Genomic DNA, 18,723 nt, shown 5'->3' on the forward strand with positions numbered 1-18,723 from the left:
CTCCATTTGCCAAAACCTTGCACTTGCTTGTTCTTAAAATCCGCGAAACCCCTATTAATAACCGGTTATAGCTTTATTCAGCAAGCCCCAAATAAAAAATTATTCTATTGATAGAATGATTGAAAAATATGGCGGTTTTCCGTTAGAATGATCCTCTAAAGGAAATATATTGTTTATAAATTTCCTCGTAGCAATTTCTAATATTTAATTTGTCAGAATCAGGTGGTTATGGAGCGATGGCCTGTGTAGCCATCCTGAAAATCCTCATAATCCTGGATATCCTGATTCTGACAATTAAACTATCAAATTCCCAAATTTAGGACTCCACCACCCTTTTTCAGTATTGAAATAAGCGACATCTTTATGTTTTTTATCCTTCCATGATTCCTGACCAGAACACCGTAACATTGTTTTATTCTGCCCATCTTTAATATAACTATACTCCTCTAAGGGTTTCTTACATACCGGACAGGGATAGGAGGTAATTTTAGCTGGTGGTTTAGGAGTCTTTTCTGTTTCCGATGTTTTCGTTTTCGGCACTTCCCAAGTTTTATTAAAATCACTCCAAAACATCACAATATTTTCACACCCACTCACACATTTAAGGAAGTATTTCTTTTTAACTTTACTACTAGGAATTTTAGCTAGAAAATTCTTACACTCAGGACAGCGAGTTTTAGAATTTTCATATTTACGATCAAGCAAATTATTAGTTTTAGCTGTACCCGACGAATTAACAACCACAGTTTTCGCTTTACAAAGCGCAGGTACAAAATAATTTTGATTCCAAGTAGTTAAATAATGTTGCCAAGAGTTTTTTCCTTCAGCAATTTTATCTAATTCTGCTTCCATCTTGGCAGTAAATTCCGCCTCTAATAAATCTGGTAATGCCTTTTGTAAAAAGTCATCAACTTCTAAACCTAAAGCTGTAGGATGAAGATGATCTTTTTTCAATTCAATATAATTGCGTTTCTTTAAAGTAGCAACTGTAGGCGCGTAGGTACTAGGACGACCAATACCTTTTCTTTCCATCAATTGAACCAGTTTTGGTTCACTATATCTTGGTGGTGGTTGGGTTTGTTTCTTCTCATGTCCCGCATTTTCTAAAGTTAGCATTTGTCCCTGTTGCAATATAGGTAAAACGGCATCTTTACCCAGATTAGGCCAGTATTTTGCATAACCGTAAAATTCTACAACTTGTCCTCTAGCTTGCCATAAAATATTACCTGATTGAGTAATGATGATAGTTTTTCTAACTTGTGCGGGACGACATTGGGAGGCAACTGCTCTTTTCCAAATCATCACATACAAGTTAAACTCATCTTCAGGTAATTCTGCCCGCAACTGCACTGAAGGCCGAAATACATCTGTAGGACGAATGGCTTCATGTGCTTCCTGTGCTGTTTTACTACTCCGATGTTTTGTTACTTGCTGAGGTACATTCTGGGGGTCATTTTGTTCCAACCATTGACGCACACTAGCACAAAATTCAGGACTCAGCATCACTGAATCGGTTCGCATATATGTAATTAATCCTGCCTCATATAGCTTCTGTGCCACCTGCATGGTTTTGTCGGGGGCAAATTTCAGCTTAGAACCGGCTGCTTGTTGGAGGGTGGAGGTGGTAAATGGTGGGGGTCGTTGACGATAGGTGAGTTTCCCTTCAACTTGAATAATTTGATGGGGATGCTGCTTTGCTTCTGCAACTAATCTGTTTGCTTCTGCTTCGGAAAGAACTCGTTTAGATTCTGGTTTTTCTGGATTATTACTAGCTGCATCATCGTGAGTTTCAGTCTCTTGTTCTGGTGTTTCTCTGGCAGAATTTGCCGTACCCTTGTAAAAAGCCCGAAATCCTTCTTTATAGTCTACCCACACACTCCAGTAATCTTGGGGGACAAAAACCTGAATTTCTCTTTCGCGCTGACAAATTAGGTGTAATGTGGCGCTTTGAACTCTACCTACGCTTTTTGCCCCGTTATTTAATGCCCAAACTAGGGGACTGCCTTTATAACCTACCAGTTTGTCAAGACAATCTCGACATAATCCTGCACCGATTAAATTGGTGTCGAGTTTTCTGGGATGGGAAATGGCCGCTTTTACCGCCGATGCTGTAATCTCAGTATAAACGACTCTCTTGGGTTCTCTCAAACCTAACGTTTCTTTGAGATGCCAAGCAATGGTTTCTCCTTCTCGGTCTGGGTCTGTAGCTAAAACAACTTCATCAACTTGTCTAATAGCAGCTTTAAGTTGTTGAATAGTTTCTTTGGCGCGTTGGTCACGGGGAATATAATTACACTGGACACTATTACCATCCATAGTGAATCCCAGTGAATCATCACCCTCATTACTAAGTTCGCGGATATGTCCACAACTAGCGCGAACTATCCAATCTGCACCGAGAATTTGACTCAGTTTTTTGACTTTACCGGGAGACTCGACGACTAGGAGACGTTTGGGCATGGTGCTTGATTTCTGAATGCTCTATTATTGGTAATAGTAAGTAGTTTGACACAATTGATTACACAAAATCCTGTTCATACACCCCGTTTCAAAATATCGTAATATAAACATAGGGACGGATGGCCTTTCGACCCTACAAAATTTTCATTAGGACTTACGCAAGATATGGTTAAAACCCCGATTTTTTAGTAGGGGTAATTAATGAACTACTCATTTAAAGATCAGAAAGAAATTGATTTTAATTCTGTCATTGCCAAGCAAAAAGTAGTTAAAGTTTAATAAATTAAATCAACTAATAATGCAATCAGATTTACAAACATCCCTAGATTTAGAATCACCTATTTTTTCCCATATTCCTGTTCTCAGTCAAGAAGTGATTACAGGTTTAAATATTCAACCAGGTGGAAATTATTTAGATTTAACTGTCGGTGGTGGAGGTCACAGTCGCTTAATATTAGAAACTGCTGAAGATGTTAAAATAACTTGTGTTGACCAAGATGAGGACGCTTTAAAAGCCGCAAAAGAGAACTTATCAAAATTTGGGGATAGAGTTAAATTTATTCATAGTAACTTTGCCAATTTTCAATTTCCCGAAAATAGTTATGATGGAATTTTAGCTGATTTAGGAGTAAGTTCCTATCATTTAGATAACCCAGAAAGAGGGTTTAGTTTTCGCAACACTGCAAACTTAGATATGCGAATGAACCAGCAACAATCTTTAACTGCTGGCGATATCATCAATGAATGGGACGAAAAAGAATTAGCGGATATTTTCTTTAAATATGGTGAGGAGAGACTTTCGAGAAAAATAGCCCGAAGAATAGTAGAAAAACGCCCCTTTAATAATACTACAGAATTAGCAGAGGCGATCGCCTATTCCGTACCTCCTAAATATCGTCATGGGAGAATTCACCCCGCAACTCGTGTTTTTCAAGCCTTACGCATAGCAGTGAATGACGAGTTAAAAGTTCTAGAAACCCTCATAGAAAAAGCACCAAACGCCCTTATTCCCGGTGGAAGAATAGCGATCATCAGCTTTCACAGCTTAGAAGACCGACTCGTTAAACATGGTTTGAGAAATTCCCCATTATTGCGAATATTGACAAAAAAACCCATAATTGCCACAGAAGGAGAAACAAAAGAAAACCCCCGTTCTCGTTCTGCTAAATTGAGAATAGCAGAAAAGAAAAATATAGAACAATAATAGAGATTTTCCATAAAACATCTCTACACTTACACAGAAATCAACTTCAACTCTCTTCCTCTGTGTCCTCTGTGGTATGCCTAACAGCACACCTTGCGAACGTTTTCCATAACTCTTATGCAAACCATCCTCCGTCACCGTCGCCAAAAACTAGCAGAAATCATAGACTTTCCCGCCATTCTTTGGTCAGGTAGTAGCAGCCCTCGCAACTTCTCCGCCAATACCTTCCCCCATCGCGCCAATAGCCATTTCCTCTATTTTGCGGGAATTCCCCTGGAAAACGCCGCCATTCGCCTAGAAAGTGGCAAACTACAACTATTTATAGATGACCCCCACCCCAGTAGCGCCCTGTGGCATGGAGAAACCCCCACCCGTGAAGAAATCGCTGCCAAAATAGGTGCAGATGAGGCCAAAACCATGGCAGAATTAGGAAGTTATTTGGAAAATGTCGCCACTCTTCCCGTTCAAGATGCTACTACTTGGACACAGCAAACACAACTTTTAAATCGCTGGGTTTTACCAAAAAATCCACTAGAAGGAATTGATTTAGAACTAGCAAAAGCCATTGTTTCCCTCCGTCTCACCCACGACGCAGCCGCCTTAGTAGAATTACGTAAAGCTGCGGCGGTGAGTATAACGGCACACAAAGCTGGAATGGCTGCAACTGGGAAAGCTAAACTCGAAGCCGAAGTCCGCGCTGCAATGGAAGCAGTAATTATCGGTCAAAATATGACCAATGCCTACACCAGTATTGTTACAGTTCATGGTGAAGTTTTACACAACAATCATTATTACCACTCTCTGCAACTAGGAGATTTACTTTTAGCTGACGTGGGTGCAGAAACCCAAACAGGTTGGGCGGCGGATATTACACGGACTTGGCCTGTTTCTGGTAAGTTTTCATCTACCCAAAGAGATATTTATGATATTGTTTTAGCCGCCCATGATGCTTGTATTCAAAATATAGCTCCTGGGGTAGAATATGCAGAAATTCATTTATTAGCGGCAACTATCATTGCTGAAGGTTTAGTAGATTTAGGAATTTTGCAAGGTAAACCAGAAGATTTGGTAAAAATGGATCTTCATGCTTTATTTTTCCCCCACGGAATTGGGCATCTTTTAGGTTTAGATGTTCATGATATGGAAGATTTGGGAGATATAGCCGGGTATGATGAAGGCAGAAATAGAAGTAGCCGTTTTGGTTTAAGTTATTTGCGGTTAAATCGTCCTTTACGTGCTGGAATGTTAGTCACAATTGAACCGGGATTTTACCAAGTTCCCGCAATTTTAAATGATCCAAAAATTCGTGATCAATATCAATATTTAGTTAATTGGGAAAGATTAGAAAAATTTGCCGATGTGCGAGGAATTAGGATTGAAGATGATGTATTAGTTACAGCATCAGGAAGTGAGGTTTTAACAGCCTCATTACCAAGTCAAGCCACTGCTATTGAAGATTTAGTTAGTTGTTAAATTTTAAATGCTAAATCTTGATAGTTTAAATGATTTCAAAACAATGAAAAAAACCCTATAGCAACTTCTCCTAAAAAATATCCGTTGCTACCATCAATTAGTAACAACGGATATTTTTCGATATATTCCTACAAAAATCGGGAATAATTAACTATTTCTCTTTTTTCTCAAAACGAGGGGGTTCGCGGAAGGCGATCGCAAAAAAGAGTACACCTATTGCTAGGGTTAAAATCAAGATGTAAGCAACACTTTCCATATTCTTCAGATCCTGCCTGTTGAGCCAGTAATTTTAGTTTAGCAAGCCGGGGAAAAAGTATGAAGTAGATTTTCCTACTTCATCAGGACTTACGCAAAACATCACGAAAGTAGGGGTAATTCATGAATTACCCCTACGAAAGAATCAGGTTTTTGATTGCTTTGTGCGTAAGTCCTATTCATACCTGATCCAAGTTTTAAGCTTCCGTTCTTCGGCGAGTTGTCTTGTCACCCAACTTCTGGAACAGACCCCATTCAACTTGTTCTTCTTCAATTTCCACACCGGCAAATACATCACGGTAAATTGTCCGTGAACCGTGCCACAAGTGGCCAAAGAAGAATAATAGAGCGAATACAGCATGACCAAAGGTGAACCAACCTCTGGGAGAAGTACGGAATACACCGTCCGATTTCAAGGTTTCTCTGTCAAATTCAAAGATTTCTCCACCTTGAGCCTTACGAGCAAACTTCTTCACATCGGCGGGATCTGTAAAGGTTTTACCATTCAAATTACCGCCGTAGAAGCTGACAGTTACGCCAGTTTGTTCAAAGCTATATTTAGATTCTGCCCGACGGAAGGGGATGTCAGCACGGACAACACCATCTTTGTCGGTCAAAATTACTGGGAAGGTTTCAAAGAAGTTAGGCAGACGACGAACTGTTAACTCGCGTCCTTCCCCATCTGTGAAGACAGCGTGACCTTGCCAAGATTCGGCAATACCATCACCATTTACCATTGCACCGGTACGGAATAAACCACCTTTAGCGGGGCTATTACCAACGTAATCATAGAAAGCTAATTTTTCAGGAATCTTCGCCCAAGCTTCACTTAGAGAAGCACCTTCAGCAACACTGGTTTGCACACGGCGCTGAATTTCTTGACGGAAGTAACCTTGATCCCACTGATAGCGGGTAGGGCCAAACAATTCGATGGGGGTGGTAGCGTTACCATACCACATAGTTCCAGCTACTATGAAAGCAGCAAAGAATACTGCGGCGATACTGCTGGAAAGTACGGTTTCAATGTTACCCATCCGTAGGGCTTTATAGAGCCTTTCGGGGGGTCTAACAGTGAGGTGGAATAAACCAGCAATAATACCAACTACACCAGCCGCAATGTGGTGAGCAACAACGCCACCGGGGTTGAAGGGGTTAAACCCAGCCGGTCCCCATTCTGGTGCTACTGGTTGAATACTGCCAGTGATCCCATAGGCATCAGACACCCACATTCCTGGGCCAAATAGTCCAGTGAGGTGGAAAGCACCGAAGCCAAAACAAAGTAAACCAGATAAGAACAGGTGAATACCAAACATTTTTGGTAAGTCTAGAGCAGGTTCGCCAGTGCGAGGATCTCTAAACAGTTCCAAATCCCAGAAAACCCAGTGCCAAACGGCAGCCAAGAATAATAAACCAGAGAGAACAATGTGTGCAGCAGCAACGCCTTCAAATGACCAGAAACCGGGATCTACTGCGGTGTTTCCAGTTACGCTCCAACCGCCCCAAGATTCGGTTACGCCTAAACGTGCCATGAAGGGAAGTACGAACATCCCTTGTCGCCACATGGGGTTAAGAACTGGATCACTGGGGTTGTAAATGGCTAATTCGTACAGCGCCATTGAACCAGCCCAGCCAGCTACTAAAGCTGTGTGCATTAAGTGTACAGAAATCAGCCGACCTGGATCGTTCAGAACGACTGTATGTACTCGGTACCAAGGTAGTCCCATTGACTACTAGCCTCCTGGATGAGTTATGTTTACAAAGCAATTTTCTTACTGAGGTTCAAAAAGGACGGAAACCGTCAATTAGAAGAATCTCTGGGTTTTTTTATTGCTGATTTTGAGTTTGGTAATACCGACTCACTACCATAGATTGAGTTCTTTTTCAAGAACTAGCTGTTTAAGTGTTGGGCGATCGCATGACCGCCCCGTAGGCATTACTAAACAAAAATGAGAATATTTTAAAAAGTGTAACTATTGATGGAACGCTTTGCAAGGGTTTCCATTGCTGGGATTACCTAGCCTGTGGCTTAAACATCATTACCGACCGCTAGAAATGCTGGTTATAACCTCATTTATCTAAAAAGCGGAAGTTTTTTCAGTCCACTATTCCAGCATAAAACTAAATTGGAGTTTTATCAGGCGAACTGCTACAAGCATTTCCTCACTATGGCCTGTAGAGAAATTACAGGTTTTATTTTAGACCAAGTTTACATATCTAAGTTATGGCGAGATATCTTCTTCATCACAATGGGGTACTGATGATCCTATGATTATTGGTCGTATTCTTGACTATGTTCCTGGTGTAGTGATCTATTAATATTTAAAAATATTTTTAATATTTTGTGTCAAATAAAACATTTGAACCTTAGAGTAAAATTTCTACATCGCGTATGTCTTAAATAAAGATAATGAGTGAATCTAACTTCAACGCTGAAAACCACGTCACGGCCGTTATTTCCCATCTAGTCAAACCAGGACGAGAAGAGGGATATGAAGAATGGATCAAAGGTATTATTCCTGTCGCCAAATCATTTGCAGGACATCTAGGAGTTAATATCATTCGTCCCCAGGTAGGAGTGCGTCAGGATTATATTATTGTTCTTCACTTTGATAATAATGAGAATCTACAAACTTGGTTAAATTCTACAGTACGTAGTGAATGGATTGAACGAGTTAAACCCTTAATTCAAGAACAGGAAAACGTACAAGTTAACACAGGGTTAGAAACTTGGTATGAATTACCCAAAAGACCTCAAAAATCTCCACCTAAGCGTTATAAAATGGTGTTACTCACCTGGTTGGGTGTCTTCGTGACCTTAGTGACTGTGAAATTTATCATCGGTCCGTTGCTGAATGCTATCCATCTTCCTGAGTTACTAGCGCAATTTATTATCGTTGGCATAGTGGTGTGGATACTTACATACCTTCTCATGCCTCAATTGACCAAATTATGCTACAAATGGCTTTACCCAACCTCTTAGTAACACTTAAAAAATTTAGCTTAACCGACTTGGGAAAATTAAAACTGTAACCATAACCAAAAATTGTAGTCATCAATATTTCGCTGCTATTTTATTTGAAGATGGCAAGGAAACGATAAACCTCAAAGACGAGGGACTACGAATACTTCGGCCGCGCTTAGTACAAGTTTTTAACCTGAGCGAAGCCGAAGGTTTGACCTCTGGAACGAAGGATAAAGCCTGTCGCCGAGAAGTAAGTCGCAGTAATAGAGGACGAAAGAAGTCTACTACTGTACTTTCTGCTGGACAGGAAGCCAACACTGTACCGTCAGGTCAGTGTGGGTAGTTCACACAACCAATTCAAGATTCTGAAGCTGACACTTAGCCTCAGCCGTTGCCAAGCGTTGAATTACTTGTTCAGCACTGATCAGTCTTCTCAAAACAACTCTACCAATAACATCATTAGCCAATTCTAAAGAGATGGGCTTGACTTCTATCGTCACAATTGCCTCCTCTACTTGATAAAGCCAGAGTAATTCCTGGTTTTCCGTCAAACAAAGATTTAACTGTTTAATTTCTGGTTCTCTCCGCCAGGCGATCATCTGCCATAGTCCATCAGATGCCCAAACTCTGCCAATTTTCCATCCCTCAGCCAGAAAAAAATATTTCACAGTCTTATTCTCACTTTTCAAGTTTCAAAATGTGTTCACTATCAAGCGTTGACTGCACCCATAAAACACGCCTTTAACCAATCATAGTCTTGGTATATAATTTGGTGAAAATGTTACTTTTTGTATAGAGATGCTTAAAACTATCTAAAGAAAATAAATTTTAGCACAAATCTACTTAGATAAACATACATAGCAATTGTAGCAATATTTAATATATTAAATAACTTATGCATATAAAATACGAATGAATACTGAGTTAAGATGACTATGAATCGTATTTAATCAGTATGAAGCAAAAAACAGAAAAAATACAGATAAAGTTTTGTTAAAATTAAATCTCTGTAAATGTTTATCTGAAAACGTTTTGGAGTTTTTCTTTGCAAAAGCATGACTTGTTTTTTTCATGTATATATGCTGCAATAGATCCTAAGTCTGATGTCCTTTATGGCACTAGACAGAATTTAACAGCAACTATTTTTAGTGTGTCTCAATTTTCTCTATTAATACTGTACAGGGCTGAATCTGGATTTCAGATATCAGTAACAAACTTGGCTAGAAGTAAAAGCAACCAAAAACTTTAGGAGCATAGTAAACAATGGCAGTTTCATTAACTAAAGGACAACGGATATCACTAGAAAAAGTTTCCCCAGGACTGATCGAAGTATTTGTAGGCTTGGGATGGGATGTTAAGGTTGTGGATACTGGCTTAGATTTTGATTTAGATAGCTCCGTTTTTCTCCTGGGAAGTAACGAAAAATTAATTTCTGATCAACACTTCATTTTTTACAATAATCTCACTAGTCCAGATGCTGCCAAATCAGTTCAACACACGGGAGATAATTTAACTGGTGCAGGTGATGGTGATGATGAAGTTATTAAGATTCAGTTACAAAAAATCCCTGCGGATGTCCAAAAAATCGTCATAGCTGTCACTATTCATGAAGCAGCAGAACGACATCAAAATTTTGGTCAAGTGCAAAATGCCTTTATTCGAGTTGTAAATGCTCAAAACGAACAAGAAGTTATTCGCTATGACCTAGTTGAAGACTACTCCATTGAAACTGCATTAATTATGGCTGAACTTTACCGAAAAGACGGTGAATGGCGTTTAAACGCCGTTGGTTCAGGCTATCAAGGTGGATTAAAAGCTTTATTAGATCGGTTTAGCTAGGAGAAATTAAAAATGGCAATTAATCTCCAGAAAGGACAGAGAATTTCTCTTTCTAAAGAAGCTCCTGGTCTAACCAAATTGATGTGTGGACTGGGTTGGGATGTAGTTAAAAAGTCTGGTGGTGGATTTTTTAGGAATTTTGGTGGTGGTGGTCATGACTATGATCTAGATGCTTCTGTAGTTTGCTTGGATGCTAATGGTAAATTAACGGCAAAAGAGAATATTATCTACTTTGGTAATCTTCAACATTCATCAGGATCAATCGTCCATACAGGAGATAATTTAACTGGTGCTGGCGATGGAGATGATGAAGTAATCATTATTGATTTACCGCGCATTCCTGCTGATATTGCTAAATTAGTCCTCGTCATCAATATTTACGATTGCATTGCTCGTAAACAAGATTTTACCCAAGTTGACAATGCCTTTGTTAGATTGGTAAATTCAGCTAATAACAAAGAATTAGCTCGATATAACCTATCTGGTAAAGAGTACAGCGGCATGACAGGGATGGTTTTAGCTGAAGTTTATCGCCATAATAATGAGTGGAAAATGGCAGCTATTGGTAATGGTGTGAGTGTTAATGGCTTAGGGGAACTTGTTGCATCTTATTGTTAAAGAATGTCACTTTACGATCGCCTGAATTTAACCAAAAAACCCAAGACAAATCGTAAATCGCAAGTTCCCATCTGGGAACGGCTTAACCTGGAAAGACCAGCAAAACCACGCTGTCAAGGTTGCCGTTCTCGGATTCAACTTGATTGGCGTATATGTCCATCATGTGGCTCATTTCTAACTTCTAAAGAACCAGAAATGCACTATTGTATTTGGATAGACATTTCTGGAAGCATTCACGCAAATGATCACAATAATACCATGCTAGAAATAATGGCCGATGCTTTGGCTAAAGTTTTTAGTGCTTTTAGAAGTGTTCATGTATTTTTAACTTCAGAAAAACCAGAAGAAAAAGAATGGGGACGTAATTTTACTCATGTATATGTATTTTCAGATCAGCAACCTGTAGATTATTTAGGAATAGCTAGTTTCCGTCATCATCAAGTTACAGATATTGCTGCTGTTCGCATTGACCAAATTATCAATACTGCCAATCAAGCTAATTTAAATTTAGGTCAATTTTCTAATTTAATAGCTAATACTATCGCCCATGAAATTGGTCACACCTTGGGATTAGATCATTCACTATTACCAACAGATGTGATGCACGATGGATTGGATCATCGCATTCATAGTTTAATGCCTCCTTCTTTTCATGTAGGACAAATTATTTCTATGAATAAAGCTATTCGTCATCGGCTTACATTAATCCATCCACCCAATTATTAACCTAAATCAACAACTACCCAGTAATAGAATTATCACGGGACTTATACGATGAACACCAAAACTAAAATTGACTGTCCTGTTTGTGGTTATCAAGGAATTCAAACTAACACTTGTCCTAATTGTGAGACAGATATTTATTTGATTCGCTCCCTAGAAGAACTACCGCAACGTCCTAAATCTTGGACAACAGGAATTGCCATCTTTATGTTAACGATCGGTTTAATAATCGGTGCAGCAGGTAGTTTTTTTGCCCTCCAAACATTTATGTATACCGCAAATGTATCTAATTCTGCCGTATCCGCTAGTTCTACCCCAACTTCACAGATAATTACTCCTGTTGTCCCTCAACCAGCCCCTTCAGTAGCTACTTATACGGTACAATCTGGAGATACTCTGAGTAGTATTGCGGCTAAACTTTGTAGTAAATCTAGTGATTGGAAATTAATCGTTGCTGTTAACCCGGAATTACAGAAAAGAGAAAATAAATTAGATGTAGATCAGGTATTAAAAATACCTAGTAACTGTAAGGAACAAACCCCATGAATATATAGGAACAATTCATGAATTGTGCTTATTAGGATAATTTTCACTAGATGTCTAATGGGTCTAATAAACGGCGAAAATAGGGTTCTAAGTGTTCCTGCATTTGTTCTGAAATCCCATCCTGATTTAAAATACTGGAGGGAACTTCCTGTAGTGTTCCAGTTAAGTAATTGTTGTGATATTGAGTAATATATTGGCCCATTGTATTGATAGAGATTCCGTCATGATGAAGGGCATTTGCAACTGCGGCGGGAGTAATGGCCAGAATCTCCGTATCTTCAAATGTGGTAATTTTAACTAGTGGTAATGGTTCTCCCATAAAAAGATTCATCTCTCCAAAGAAATCTCCTATCAGGAATTTTTCTATTGGAGCATCTGGTTGCTGACGGATAAATTCCTGTCTCTGGTCTATATTCTCAATCTCAGAGGCTAAACTTGCATAGAGCCAATAAAGAGATGATACTTCTTTAGCCACTTGGTAAGTCAGGGAGAACGCAACCGGACCGATGTACTCAGCTAACTCAGAGGCAACTTGTTCAACTGCTAGTGGTTTGAGAGCATAGCTAGACTGGGTATGATTCTGCGGTTGACGACTAAAGGGTTTAAAGGTAATTGTTTCTAAATTCGGGACTAATTTTTGTTCTATCATGACACAACCTCTTACTACCAGAAACATTCCTGGGGAAAGAAGATTTTGAGAATTAAGCAATTCGTCCGCATCAAACAGTAGGGTTTTTGAATGTTCTACCAGAAGCCTTTGAGCCTCGACAGTTAAATTTCTAAAAAATTCAATGTTGCTAACAAGTTGTAACAGACGTTCATTCTCAGTGGACTGATACTCACTTCCCAAGCTAGTACGACTCAGAGCATACCAAACCCGACAGCGAATTTCTGGATCCGTATGGTTTTCGGCCTCACTGTAGTTTTTGGGATAGTAAAATAATTTATAGTTGACTTCCTCTAGCCCATAAGACCACATTCTGACAAATACGGGTTTGTCAAGATTAATATTTGACAGGGGTTGGTTGATTACTGCCTTACACGCGATATCCATCACCTGGTTAGGTGGAACATGGGCAGAAGTTGTAAAGTCCACTGTTCGATAGACCGAACTAGGGGTGATCATCTTGACTAATTCTTTAGCGATCACACCATTAGGAACATAAGTAATTTCACCAGATGTGAGACGGATATCTGTTGAATTCCAATCTATTGATTCCACCACCCCTTCTACAACAACCCCTTCTAATGCCTGAACTTGAATCTGATCGCCAATTTGAAACGGTTGGTTAATCTGAAGAAAAATGCCAGAAAGGAAATTTCCTAGTGGTTCTTGCATTGCAAATCCAACAATTGCCGTAAATAAAGCAGAAGTAGTAAAAAACGTTGTGGTTTCCTGACCGAGAATACGTAGAATAATAAAAGTGCAGATCAAATACAGAAAACCTGAGACTATTAATTTCAATAATCTTGATGGGCGCGTTCTTTTTTTACGAGTTAACCAAAAATTGATTACTAAGAAAGAAACAGCATTAACAATAACTATGCTAACACTTATTAATACGGCAATTTTCAACCAATATAATAATGTGGGAAAAACTTGTTCGGGGTTGTTTGAAATAACAACATAAATGAATAACAGACATCCGGTAAATGCAACTTGGAAAAGAGCTAAAAAATTTTTCATATAGAATCCTCGATTACCGATAATAACTCTAATAATGGCTGATTGTGTTGGACAATTTAACCTATACAAAGTTATTTTTTGTCTGCTTCTAAGGCTTTATTGAGACTGATTAATAAGCGATTAATTGCTTTGTTAAGCGGGCTTAATGAATTGGATTTATCTTCTGGGAGTTGAGACCTTTCCAACTGATGCAGACTAATTTCTTCCAGTAGTTGAGTAATAGTATCTAGAGGTTTGGTAATCCATTTCTGTACAATTAGAAGAACTGTGGTGTATGCTACCAAAAATACGCTGGCGATCGCCAATAAATAAGACCCGACAGACTTCTGTGCCTCCTGATATTGAACAACTGTGGGGACTGAAATAATCCTTGTTCCGACGATTTCATTTAGTTTCCAGCCAAAACCATTCTCACTACCATAGGTTTTTATCAGAGAAGGAGGAGCATTTTCCGGTTTACCATGGCAAACTAAACAACTGGACTTAGTAATCTGAATTGGTTTGGCCATATAAAGGGTTTTTTGTCCGCTTATTAAATCCAGCCGCTCACCTATTTTTTCCTTGATATTAGGATTTTTGGCAAAGTATTCAATTATTTCAACTTCCCACCCTACCGCTAAATCTTTGCGGTTTGTTGGGTTAATGGCATTTTCTCGATAGGTGTACCCTTTGTTTTCTTTGGTTGTCCCTAATTGATTCAAAATCTGTTGGGCAGCATAGGAGGGAACAGTGATTTTACTAAACTCAGGTACTTCTTGATTTCTGTCAGCTAAATTTAATACATTTTCACGTGATTTATCTTCCGTAAGAAGAGCAAATTGAGGTTGAACTTGATTTGATGTGTAATCTCTCGTAGCGGCTGCTGTTTCTAAAAGCAATGTAGCCTTGCGTATAATGTCTTTCCTGGCACCACTGTACTCTAGTCCCCAAATAGATAAGCCACAAATAATCCACCCTGTGAAGAAAATACCAAATATAATTAGGGTAAGTCTTGTTTGAAGTTGTTTCATCAGTATAGGAAGTTAGGTTGAATTTTAAATAAGTATTTTGTAACTTAATTTATACCCTACGTAATTTTACCCCATAACTCGTTCACAAGTCAAGGGGTAAGAATATGTTTTAAAACTTTAATCAGGGGTTACTCAACAAGTTGTTTTCCAGAGTGCGGGGTTACGTGCAATTTGTCAGTTAATAGTTAAACATACTCATATAATCAGCTTTTATGTAATCATTAGACATCTCCAGAAATTAAAGATGCTTCTTGACCTGAAACCCTTGTAGAGAAGTTCTATGGGTAGGGGTAGGGGTTCTCGTCTCTACCATCCTTTTTGGAGATGTCTATTTCCATCCCCAAGTCAACACTTGGGCTAAAAAATCTTAGCTGTGCTATCCAAAGAGATTTCCCGTGTCTGACTTATCACCTAATTATCTCATTACCTTAGAATTACGAGATTTACTCGTAGAAAAACTCGGCGTTCTCCAAAAAAATAATGTAGCATTACAACAATCTTTAAGAGAACAGCAAACCCAAACTACAGCCCAAACAGAAGATTTATTCTTAGAACTTTTAGAAGTCGCTGATGCTCTAGAAGCCTTATTAAACTACCTAGAAAATAATCCCGATCCCAGTCCAGAATTTATGGAACGGCTACCGAAATCCATTGGTGCAGTTAATCGCAAGTTTCTTAGTGTCTTAAATAAGCGACAAATTTTACCTATAGAATTACAGGAAGGAACAGAACCAGATTTTAACTTATGTCGGGTCATTGATCGAGAAGAAAGAACAGATATGCCAGACCAAACAATCACTAAAATTGTCCGTCGCGGTTTCCTTTTGGGTGAAAAAGTCTTCCGTCCCACAGAAGTTATTACCGCTAAATCAGATAATGGATAATTTGTCAGTTGTTCGGAGGAAACATCTTCTCCCTGCTCCCCTGCCCCTCTATCACCCTTACACCGTTAACTATGACTACTGAGAAAAGTGATATAAAAGATACTTCATCACAAACAAACATAAAGAGTAGTTGGCAGGAAAATCTAGTTTTAATTACTATTGCCCTGTGTTTAGCCCTCTTAATTCGGACGTTTATTGCTGAACCACGTTTAATTCCATCTGAATCAATGTATCCTACCTTACACACAGGTGATCGCCTAGTGGTGGAAAAAGTATCCTATCGGATCCATCCCCCCAAAACCGGCGATATCGTCGTTTTTAGCTCACCACCAGAATTACAACGGCGGGGCTATCCTCAAAATCAAGCCTTTATTAAACGGGTAATTGGTGAACCAGGTGCAGTAATTAGCATCGTCCAGGGTAAAGTCTACCTCAACGGTAAAGCCTTGACAGAAGACTACATTGCCGAACCTCCAAATCGTCCATTTCCAGAAATCAAAGTCCCAGAAGGCGCATTTTTCGTCATGGGAGACAACCGCAATGATAGTAATGACTCCCGCTACTGGGGTTTTGTCCCCCGTCAAAACTTGATCGGCCGCGCCACCTTTCGCTTCTGGCCTCTTGACCGCATCGGTTTAATTTAACTTCTTGACAACTGACAACTGACAAATAACTAAAACCGCAAATAATACATTAACTGAGCGATCGCATCTCCCGGCAAATTTAACCGTTGTTGAAAATCTGCTAGACTACGGTAAGGGCCACCAGCCAGACGGTTTTCCACAACTGTCTGCGCTAGGGACAAATCCATAAAGGGAATTTTTGATAAACTCTCTACAGAAGCAGTACTAGGATTAATCTGCTGGGTTTGATCTAGAGAGAAATGATCATAATAATTAAAATTTAGCAGAGGCTTTAGAGGTGCTAATCGCTGCACAGGCAACCCCAAAGCCGCCGCCACATCTTCAATACAGTAGAATACTACACCAGCGCGAGAAAGTTCCACGAGCGATCGCCCTTGATGAATTGATAACCCAGGTAAACGCAGCCAATCATCCACAGTGGCTTGATTAACATCAATACCCAAACCCAACTCAGCCGCCATCCGTACCTCTTCGGCCGATTGTAAACGATAATAGGGGTCACTCAGCAGCTTTCCTCGCAGCTTTTGCAATTTCAGATTTACAGGTAGCCATTTATTCATAATTAATAATCTTGATTAAAACAACTCTTCCGTATTTCCTCTTAAATCTGTCACCTATTCCCTAAATCTGATCTAACATTTGACGACGCTTTTGCTCAAACTCATACTCAGAAATTAATCCATCTTGTCGGAGTGCTTCTAACTCACGTAAAGCATTAGCTACGGATTCTACCTGATTACCAATTTGTGATGATACCTTAATCGGTGACTCACCTAAATTAAAATAGCGATCAAAAGTTTCTTCCTCTTGAGTTAAATACCAAACGCCTTCAATAGCACTAGCGATTTTAGGAATTGGTGTCCAAGATAACAAAACATATAGTATTCCCCAAAGTGGTTGTCCCAGGTAAAATTTATGTAAACCTGAAATTGTTAGTGTGCTAGCAAAGGCTAAAATAACGGCAATAGTTCGGTTCTTTCGCTTAATTAGCATCATTGTATCCAAACCCATCCTTATAATAATTGTCAAAAACCAAATCGTTCACCAAACTCTGAACCTACTCCTGTAATTGCTCAAACACAAGCCTTACCAGTTCAAGAAACCCTATCTACAATTACCATATTCACTATGTCCAGTGTCAAGCATTAAAAATAAATCCATCATATTATACACATAATGTAAATTTTGCTATAAATATGAAAAGAATTGAAGTAGAAAAAAGAGCTATTTTTATTGGTTTATCTGGTAGTCATGGTTATGGTTTAAACCGTCCAGAATCAGATTATGATTATCGGGGTGTATTTATTGCTCCTAAACGGTATTATTTAGGATTTGATAGCATCGAACAAAAAGATTCGGGTTGGGATGAACCAGGAATATTTCCCTTTATAGATAATAACCAAGATACGGTTATTTATGAATTACGAAAAGTGCTGCATTTGTTAGCAGGTACAAATCCTAATGTTTTAGAATTGCTATGGTTAACAAATTATCCTTTTTTAAGCGATGTAGGACAACATTTAATTAATCACCGAGATTTATTTTTGAGTAAAAAAGTTAAACATACCTATTCTGGTTATGCTTTTGCTCAAATTAAAAAAATGGAAACCCATCGCAAATGGTTATTAAACCCACCTACTAAAAAACCTATACCTTCAGATTTTGGTATTGTGGATGAAACACATTTAATTAAAGATGAATTAAACGCATTTTTGGAATATTTATATATTTTAATTAGGGGTAAAATTGAATTTTTGGAAGAGTCAGAAGAGTTATATAAATTATTGACGGCGGATATTGATTTTAAAGGGGTTTTAAAACAGTATGCTTTGAGCGATGATGCTTTAGAATATACACAAAATTTAACTCATAGTCGCAAAGACTTTATTCGGTTACTGCAAAAAAGTCAAAGTTATCAAATTGCTTTGAGAGAATGGAAAGCTTATATATCTTGGCAGGAAAATAGAAACCCGGCAAGAGCCGAAATGGAGAAAAAATCAGGTTATGATTTAAAACATGGAATGCACTGTATTAGATTATTACGTAGTGGCTTGGAAATATTGAAAAATGGCAGAATAATTGTTGATAGAAGATTAGCCGGTGATGCTGATGATTTGAAAGCGATTTTAAGAGGTGACTATAATTATGAACAGTTGATGAAAATGGCAGAAGATTTAGTTAAGGAAATGGATGTTTTCTATCACCAATCTAGTTTGCCACATCGTCCTGATTTAGAGAAAATTAATAATTTATGTATGGAGTTGGTGGAAATGCAAGGTTGGGAAAAATAAAATGGTTTTTTGGGTTGGATCTTGTACCCTTCGGGAAGCAAGCTAAAACCCAATCTACTGCTAAAACTAGTAAAATTTTTAGCTCTGTTTTGAAGAGTTACCAACCCTATATATGGGCAAGACATAC

19 protein-coding genes are annotated in these 18,723 nt (G+C 38.7%); 10 read left to right on the forward strand and 9 right to left on the reverse strand.

The window, feature by feature from the left end:
* Nucleotides 1-294 precede the first annotated feature (294 nt).
* Nucleotides 295-2,460: a type I DNA topoisomerase gene (gene topA / locus CUN59_RS07100; RefSeq protein WP_104387187.1), complete on the reverse strand. Its 2,166-nt coding sequence runs from the start codon at nucleotides 2,458-2,460 to the stop codon at nucleotides 295-297.
* A gap of 298 nt (nucleotides 2,461-2,758) precedes the next feature.
* On the opposite strand from topA, the gene rsmH reads away from it, so the two are divergent.
* Nucleotides 2,759-3,664, forward strand: a complete 906-nt coding sequence (rsmH, locus tag CUN59_RS07105) for a 16S rRNA (cytosine(1402)-N(4))-methyltransferase RsmH (RefSeq protein WP_104387188.1) — start codon at nucleotides 2,759-2,761, stop codon at nucleotides 3,662-3,664.
* Between the two features lie 117 nt (nucleotides 3,665-3,781).
* Nucleotides 3,782-5,137, forward strand: a complete 1,356-nt coding sequence (locus tag CUN59_RS07110) for an aminopeptidase P family protein (protein WP_104387189.1) — start codon at nucleotides 3,782-3,784, stop codon at nucleotides 5,135-5,137.
* Nucleotides 5,138-5,288: 151 nt separating this feature from the next.
* Here CUN59_RS07110 and CUN59_RS07115 read toward each other — a convergent pair whose 3' ends face one another.
* Together CUN59_RS07115 and psbB are read right to left on the reverse strand one after the other, a co-directional pair.
* Nucleotides 5,289-5,393: a photosystem II reaction center protein T gene (locus CUN59_RS07115; RefSeq protein ID WP_027401293.1), complete on the reverse strand. Its 105-nt coding sequence runs from the start codon at nucleotides 5,391-5,393 to the stop codon at nucleotides 5,289-5,291.
* Nucleotides 5,394-5,589: 196 nt separating this feature from the next.
* Nucleotides 5,590-7,116 carry a photosystem II chlorophyll-binding protein CP47 gene (gene psbB, locus CUN59_RS07120; protein ID WP_104387190.1) on the reverse strand — a complete coding sequence of 509 codons (1,527 nt, stop codon included), beginning with the start codon at nucleotides 7,114-7,116 and terminating at the stop codon, nucleotides 5,590-5,592.
* Nucleotides 7,117-7,799: 683 nt separating this feature from the next.
* On the opposite strand from psbB, the gene CUN59_RS07125 reads away from it, so the two are divergent.
* Nucleotides 7,800-8,372, forward strand: coding sequence for a putative antibiotic biosynthesis monooxygenase (locus CUN59_RS07125; protein ID WP_104387191.1), 573 nt, complete (start codon nucleotides 7,800-7,802; stop codon nucleotides 8,370-8,372).
* Between the two features lie 72 nt (nucleotides 8,373-8,444).
* Here CUN59_RS07125 and CUN59_RS21670 read toward each other — a convergent pair whose 3' ends face one another.
* Both CUN59_RS21670 and CUN59_RS07135 read right to left on the reverse strand, forming a co-directional pair.
* Nucleotides 8,445-8,669: a hypothetical protein gene (locus CUN59_RS21670; protein ID WP_207765383.1), complete on the reverse strand. Its 225-nt coding sequence runs from the start codon at nucleotides 8,667-8,669 to the stop codon at nucleotides 8,445-8,447.
* A 29-nt stretch (nucleotides 8,670-8,698) separates the two neighbouring features.
* Nucleotides 8,699-9,022 (reverse strand): hypothetical protein, encoded by a 324-nt coding sequence (locus CUN59_RS07135; protein WP_104387211.1) that lies wholly within the window; start codon nucleotides 9,020-9,022, stop codon nucleotides 8,699-8,701.
* A 595-nt stretch (nucleotides 9,023-9,617) separates the two neighbouring features.
* On the opposite strand from CUN59_RS07135, the gene CUN59_RS07140 reads away from it, so the two are divergent.
* The 4 genes from CUN59_RS07140 to CUN59_RS07155 are packed head-to-tail and all read left to right on the forward strand — an operon-like array spanning nucleotide 9,618 to nucleotide 12,080.
* Nucleotides 9,618-10,193 (forward strand): TerD family protein, encoded by a 576-nt coding sequence (locus CUN59_RS07140; RefSeq protein WP_104387192.1) that lies wholly within the window; start codon nucleotides 9,618-9,620, stop codon nucleotides 10,191-10,193.
* Nucleotides 10,194-10,205: 12 nt separating this feature from the next.
* Nucleotides 10,206-10,811: a TerD family protein gene (locus CUN59_RS07145; RefSeq protein ID WP_104387193.1), complete on the forward strand. Its 606-nt coding sequence runs from the start codon at nucleotides 10,206-10,208 to the stop codon at nucleotides 10,809-10,811.
* 3 nt (nucleotides 10,812-10,814) lie between these two features.
* Nucleotides 10,815-11,537, forward strand: a complete 723-nt coding sequence (locus CUN59_RS07150; protein ID WP_104387194.1) for a zinc-dependent metalloprotease family protein — start codon at nucleotides 10,815-10,817, stop codon at nucleotides 11,535-11,537.
* 48 nt (nucleotides 11,538-11,585) lie between these two features.
* A complete protein-coding gene (locus CUN59_RS07155) occupies nucleotides 11,586-12,080 on the forward strand; it encodes a LysM peptidoglycan-binding domain-containing protein (protein ID WP_104387195.1) in 495 nt (164 codons plus the stop codon).
* A 46-nt stretch (nucleotides 12,081-12,126) separates the two neighbouring features.
* Here the strand turns inward: CUN59_RS07155 and CUN59_RS07160 are convergent, their stop codons facing one another.
* Nucleotides 12,127-13,767 (reverse strand): mechanosensitive ion channel domain-containing protein, encoded by a 1,641-nt coding sequence (locus CUN59_RS07160; RefSeq protein WP_104387196.1) that lies wholly within the window; start codon nucleotides 13,765-13,767, stop codon nucleotides 12,127-12,129.
* Nucleotides 13,768-13,838: 71 nt separating this feature from the next.
* Nucleotides 13,839-14,777, reverse strand: coding sequence for a Tll0287-like domain-containing protein (locus CUN59_RS07165; RefSeq protein WP_104387197.1), 939 nt, complete (start codon nucleotides 14,775-14,777; stop codon nucleotides 13,839-13,841).
* 395 nt (nucleotides 14,778-15,172) lie between these two features.
* Here CUN59_RS07165 and CUN59_RS07170 point away from each other — a divergent pair, with 395 nt between their 5' ends.
* Together CUN59_RS07170 and lepB are read left to right on the forward strand one after the other, a co-directional pair.
* Nucleotides 15,173-15,661 carry a nucleotide exchange factor GrpE gene (locus CUN59_RS07170; protein WP_104387198.1) on the forward strand — a complete coding sequence of 163 codons (489 nt, stop codon included), beginning with the start codon at nucleotides 15,173-15,175 and terminating at the stop codon, nucleotides 15,659-15,661.
* A 71-nt stretch (nucleotides 15,662-15,732) separates the two neighbouring features.
* Nucleotides 15,733-16,305, forward strand: coding sequence for a signal peptidase I (gene lepB, locus CUN59_RS07175; protein WP_104387199.1), 573 nt, complete (start codon nucleotides 15,733-15,735; stop codon nucleotides 16,303-16,305).
* 29 nt (nucleotides 16,306-16,334) lie between these two features.
* Here lepB and CUN59_RS07180 read toward each other — a convergent pair whose 3' ends face one another.
* The gene (locus CUN59_RS07180; protein WP_104387200.1) at nucleotides 16,335-16,865 is read right to left on the reverse strand and encodes a ComEA family DNA-binding protein; all 531 of its coding nucleotides are present in this window, start codon (nucleotides 16,863-16,865) and stop codon (nucleotides 16,335-16,337) included.
* Between the two features lie 61 nt (nucleotides 16,866-16,926).
* The gene (locus tag CUN59_RS07185; RefSeq protein WP_104387212.1) at nucleotides 16,927-17,298 is read right to left on the reverse strand and encodes an NINE protein; all 372 of its coding nucleotides are present in this window, start codon (nucleotides 17,296-17,298) and stop codon (nucleotides 16,927-16,929) included.
* Between the two features lie 203 nt (nucleotides 17,299-17,501).
* Here CUN59_RS07185 and CUN59_RS07190 point away from each other — a divergent pair, with 203 nt between their 5' ends.
* Nucleotides 17,502-18,596 carry a nucleotidyltransferase domain-containing protein gene (locus CUN59_RS07190; protein WP_104387201.1) on the forward strand — a complete coding sequence of 365 codons (1,095 nt, stop codon included), beginning with the start codon at nucleotides 17,502-17,504 and terminating at the stop codon, nucleotides 18,594-18,596.
* Nucleotides 18,597-18,723: the final 127 nt, after the last annotated feature.

This window comes from Cuspidothrix issatschenkoi CHARLIE-1, from assembly GCF_002934005.1.
GTDB lineage: Bacteria > Cyanobacteriota > Cyanobacteriia > Cyanobacteriales > Nostocaceae > Cuspidothrix > Cuspidothrix issatschenkoi.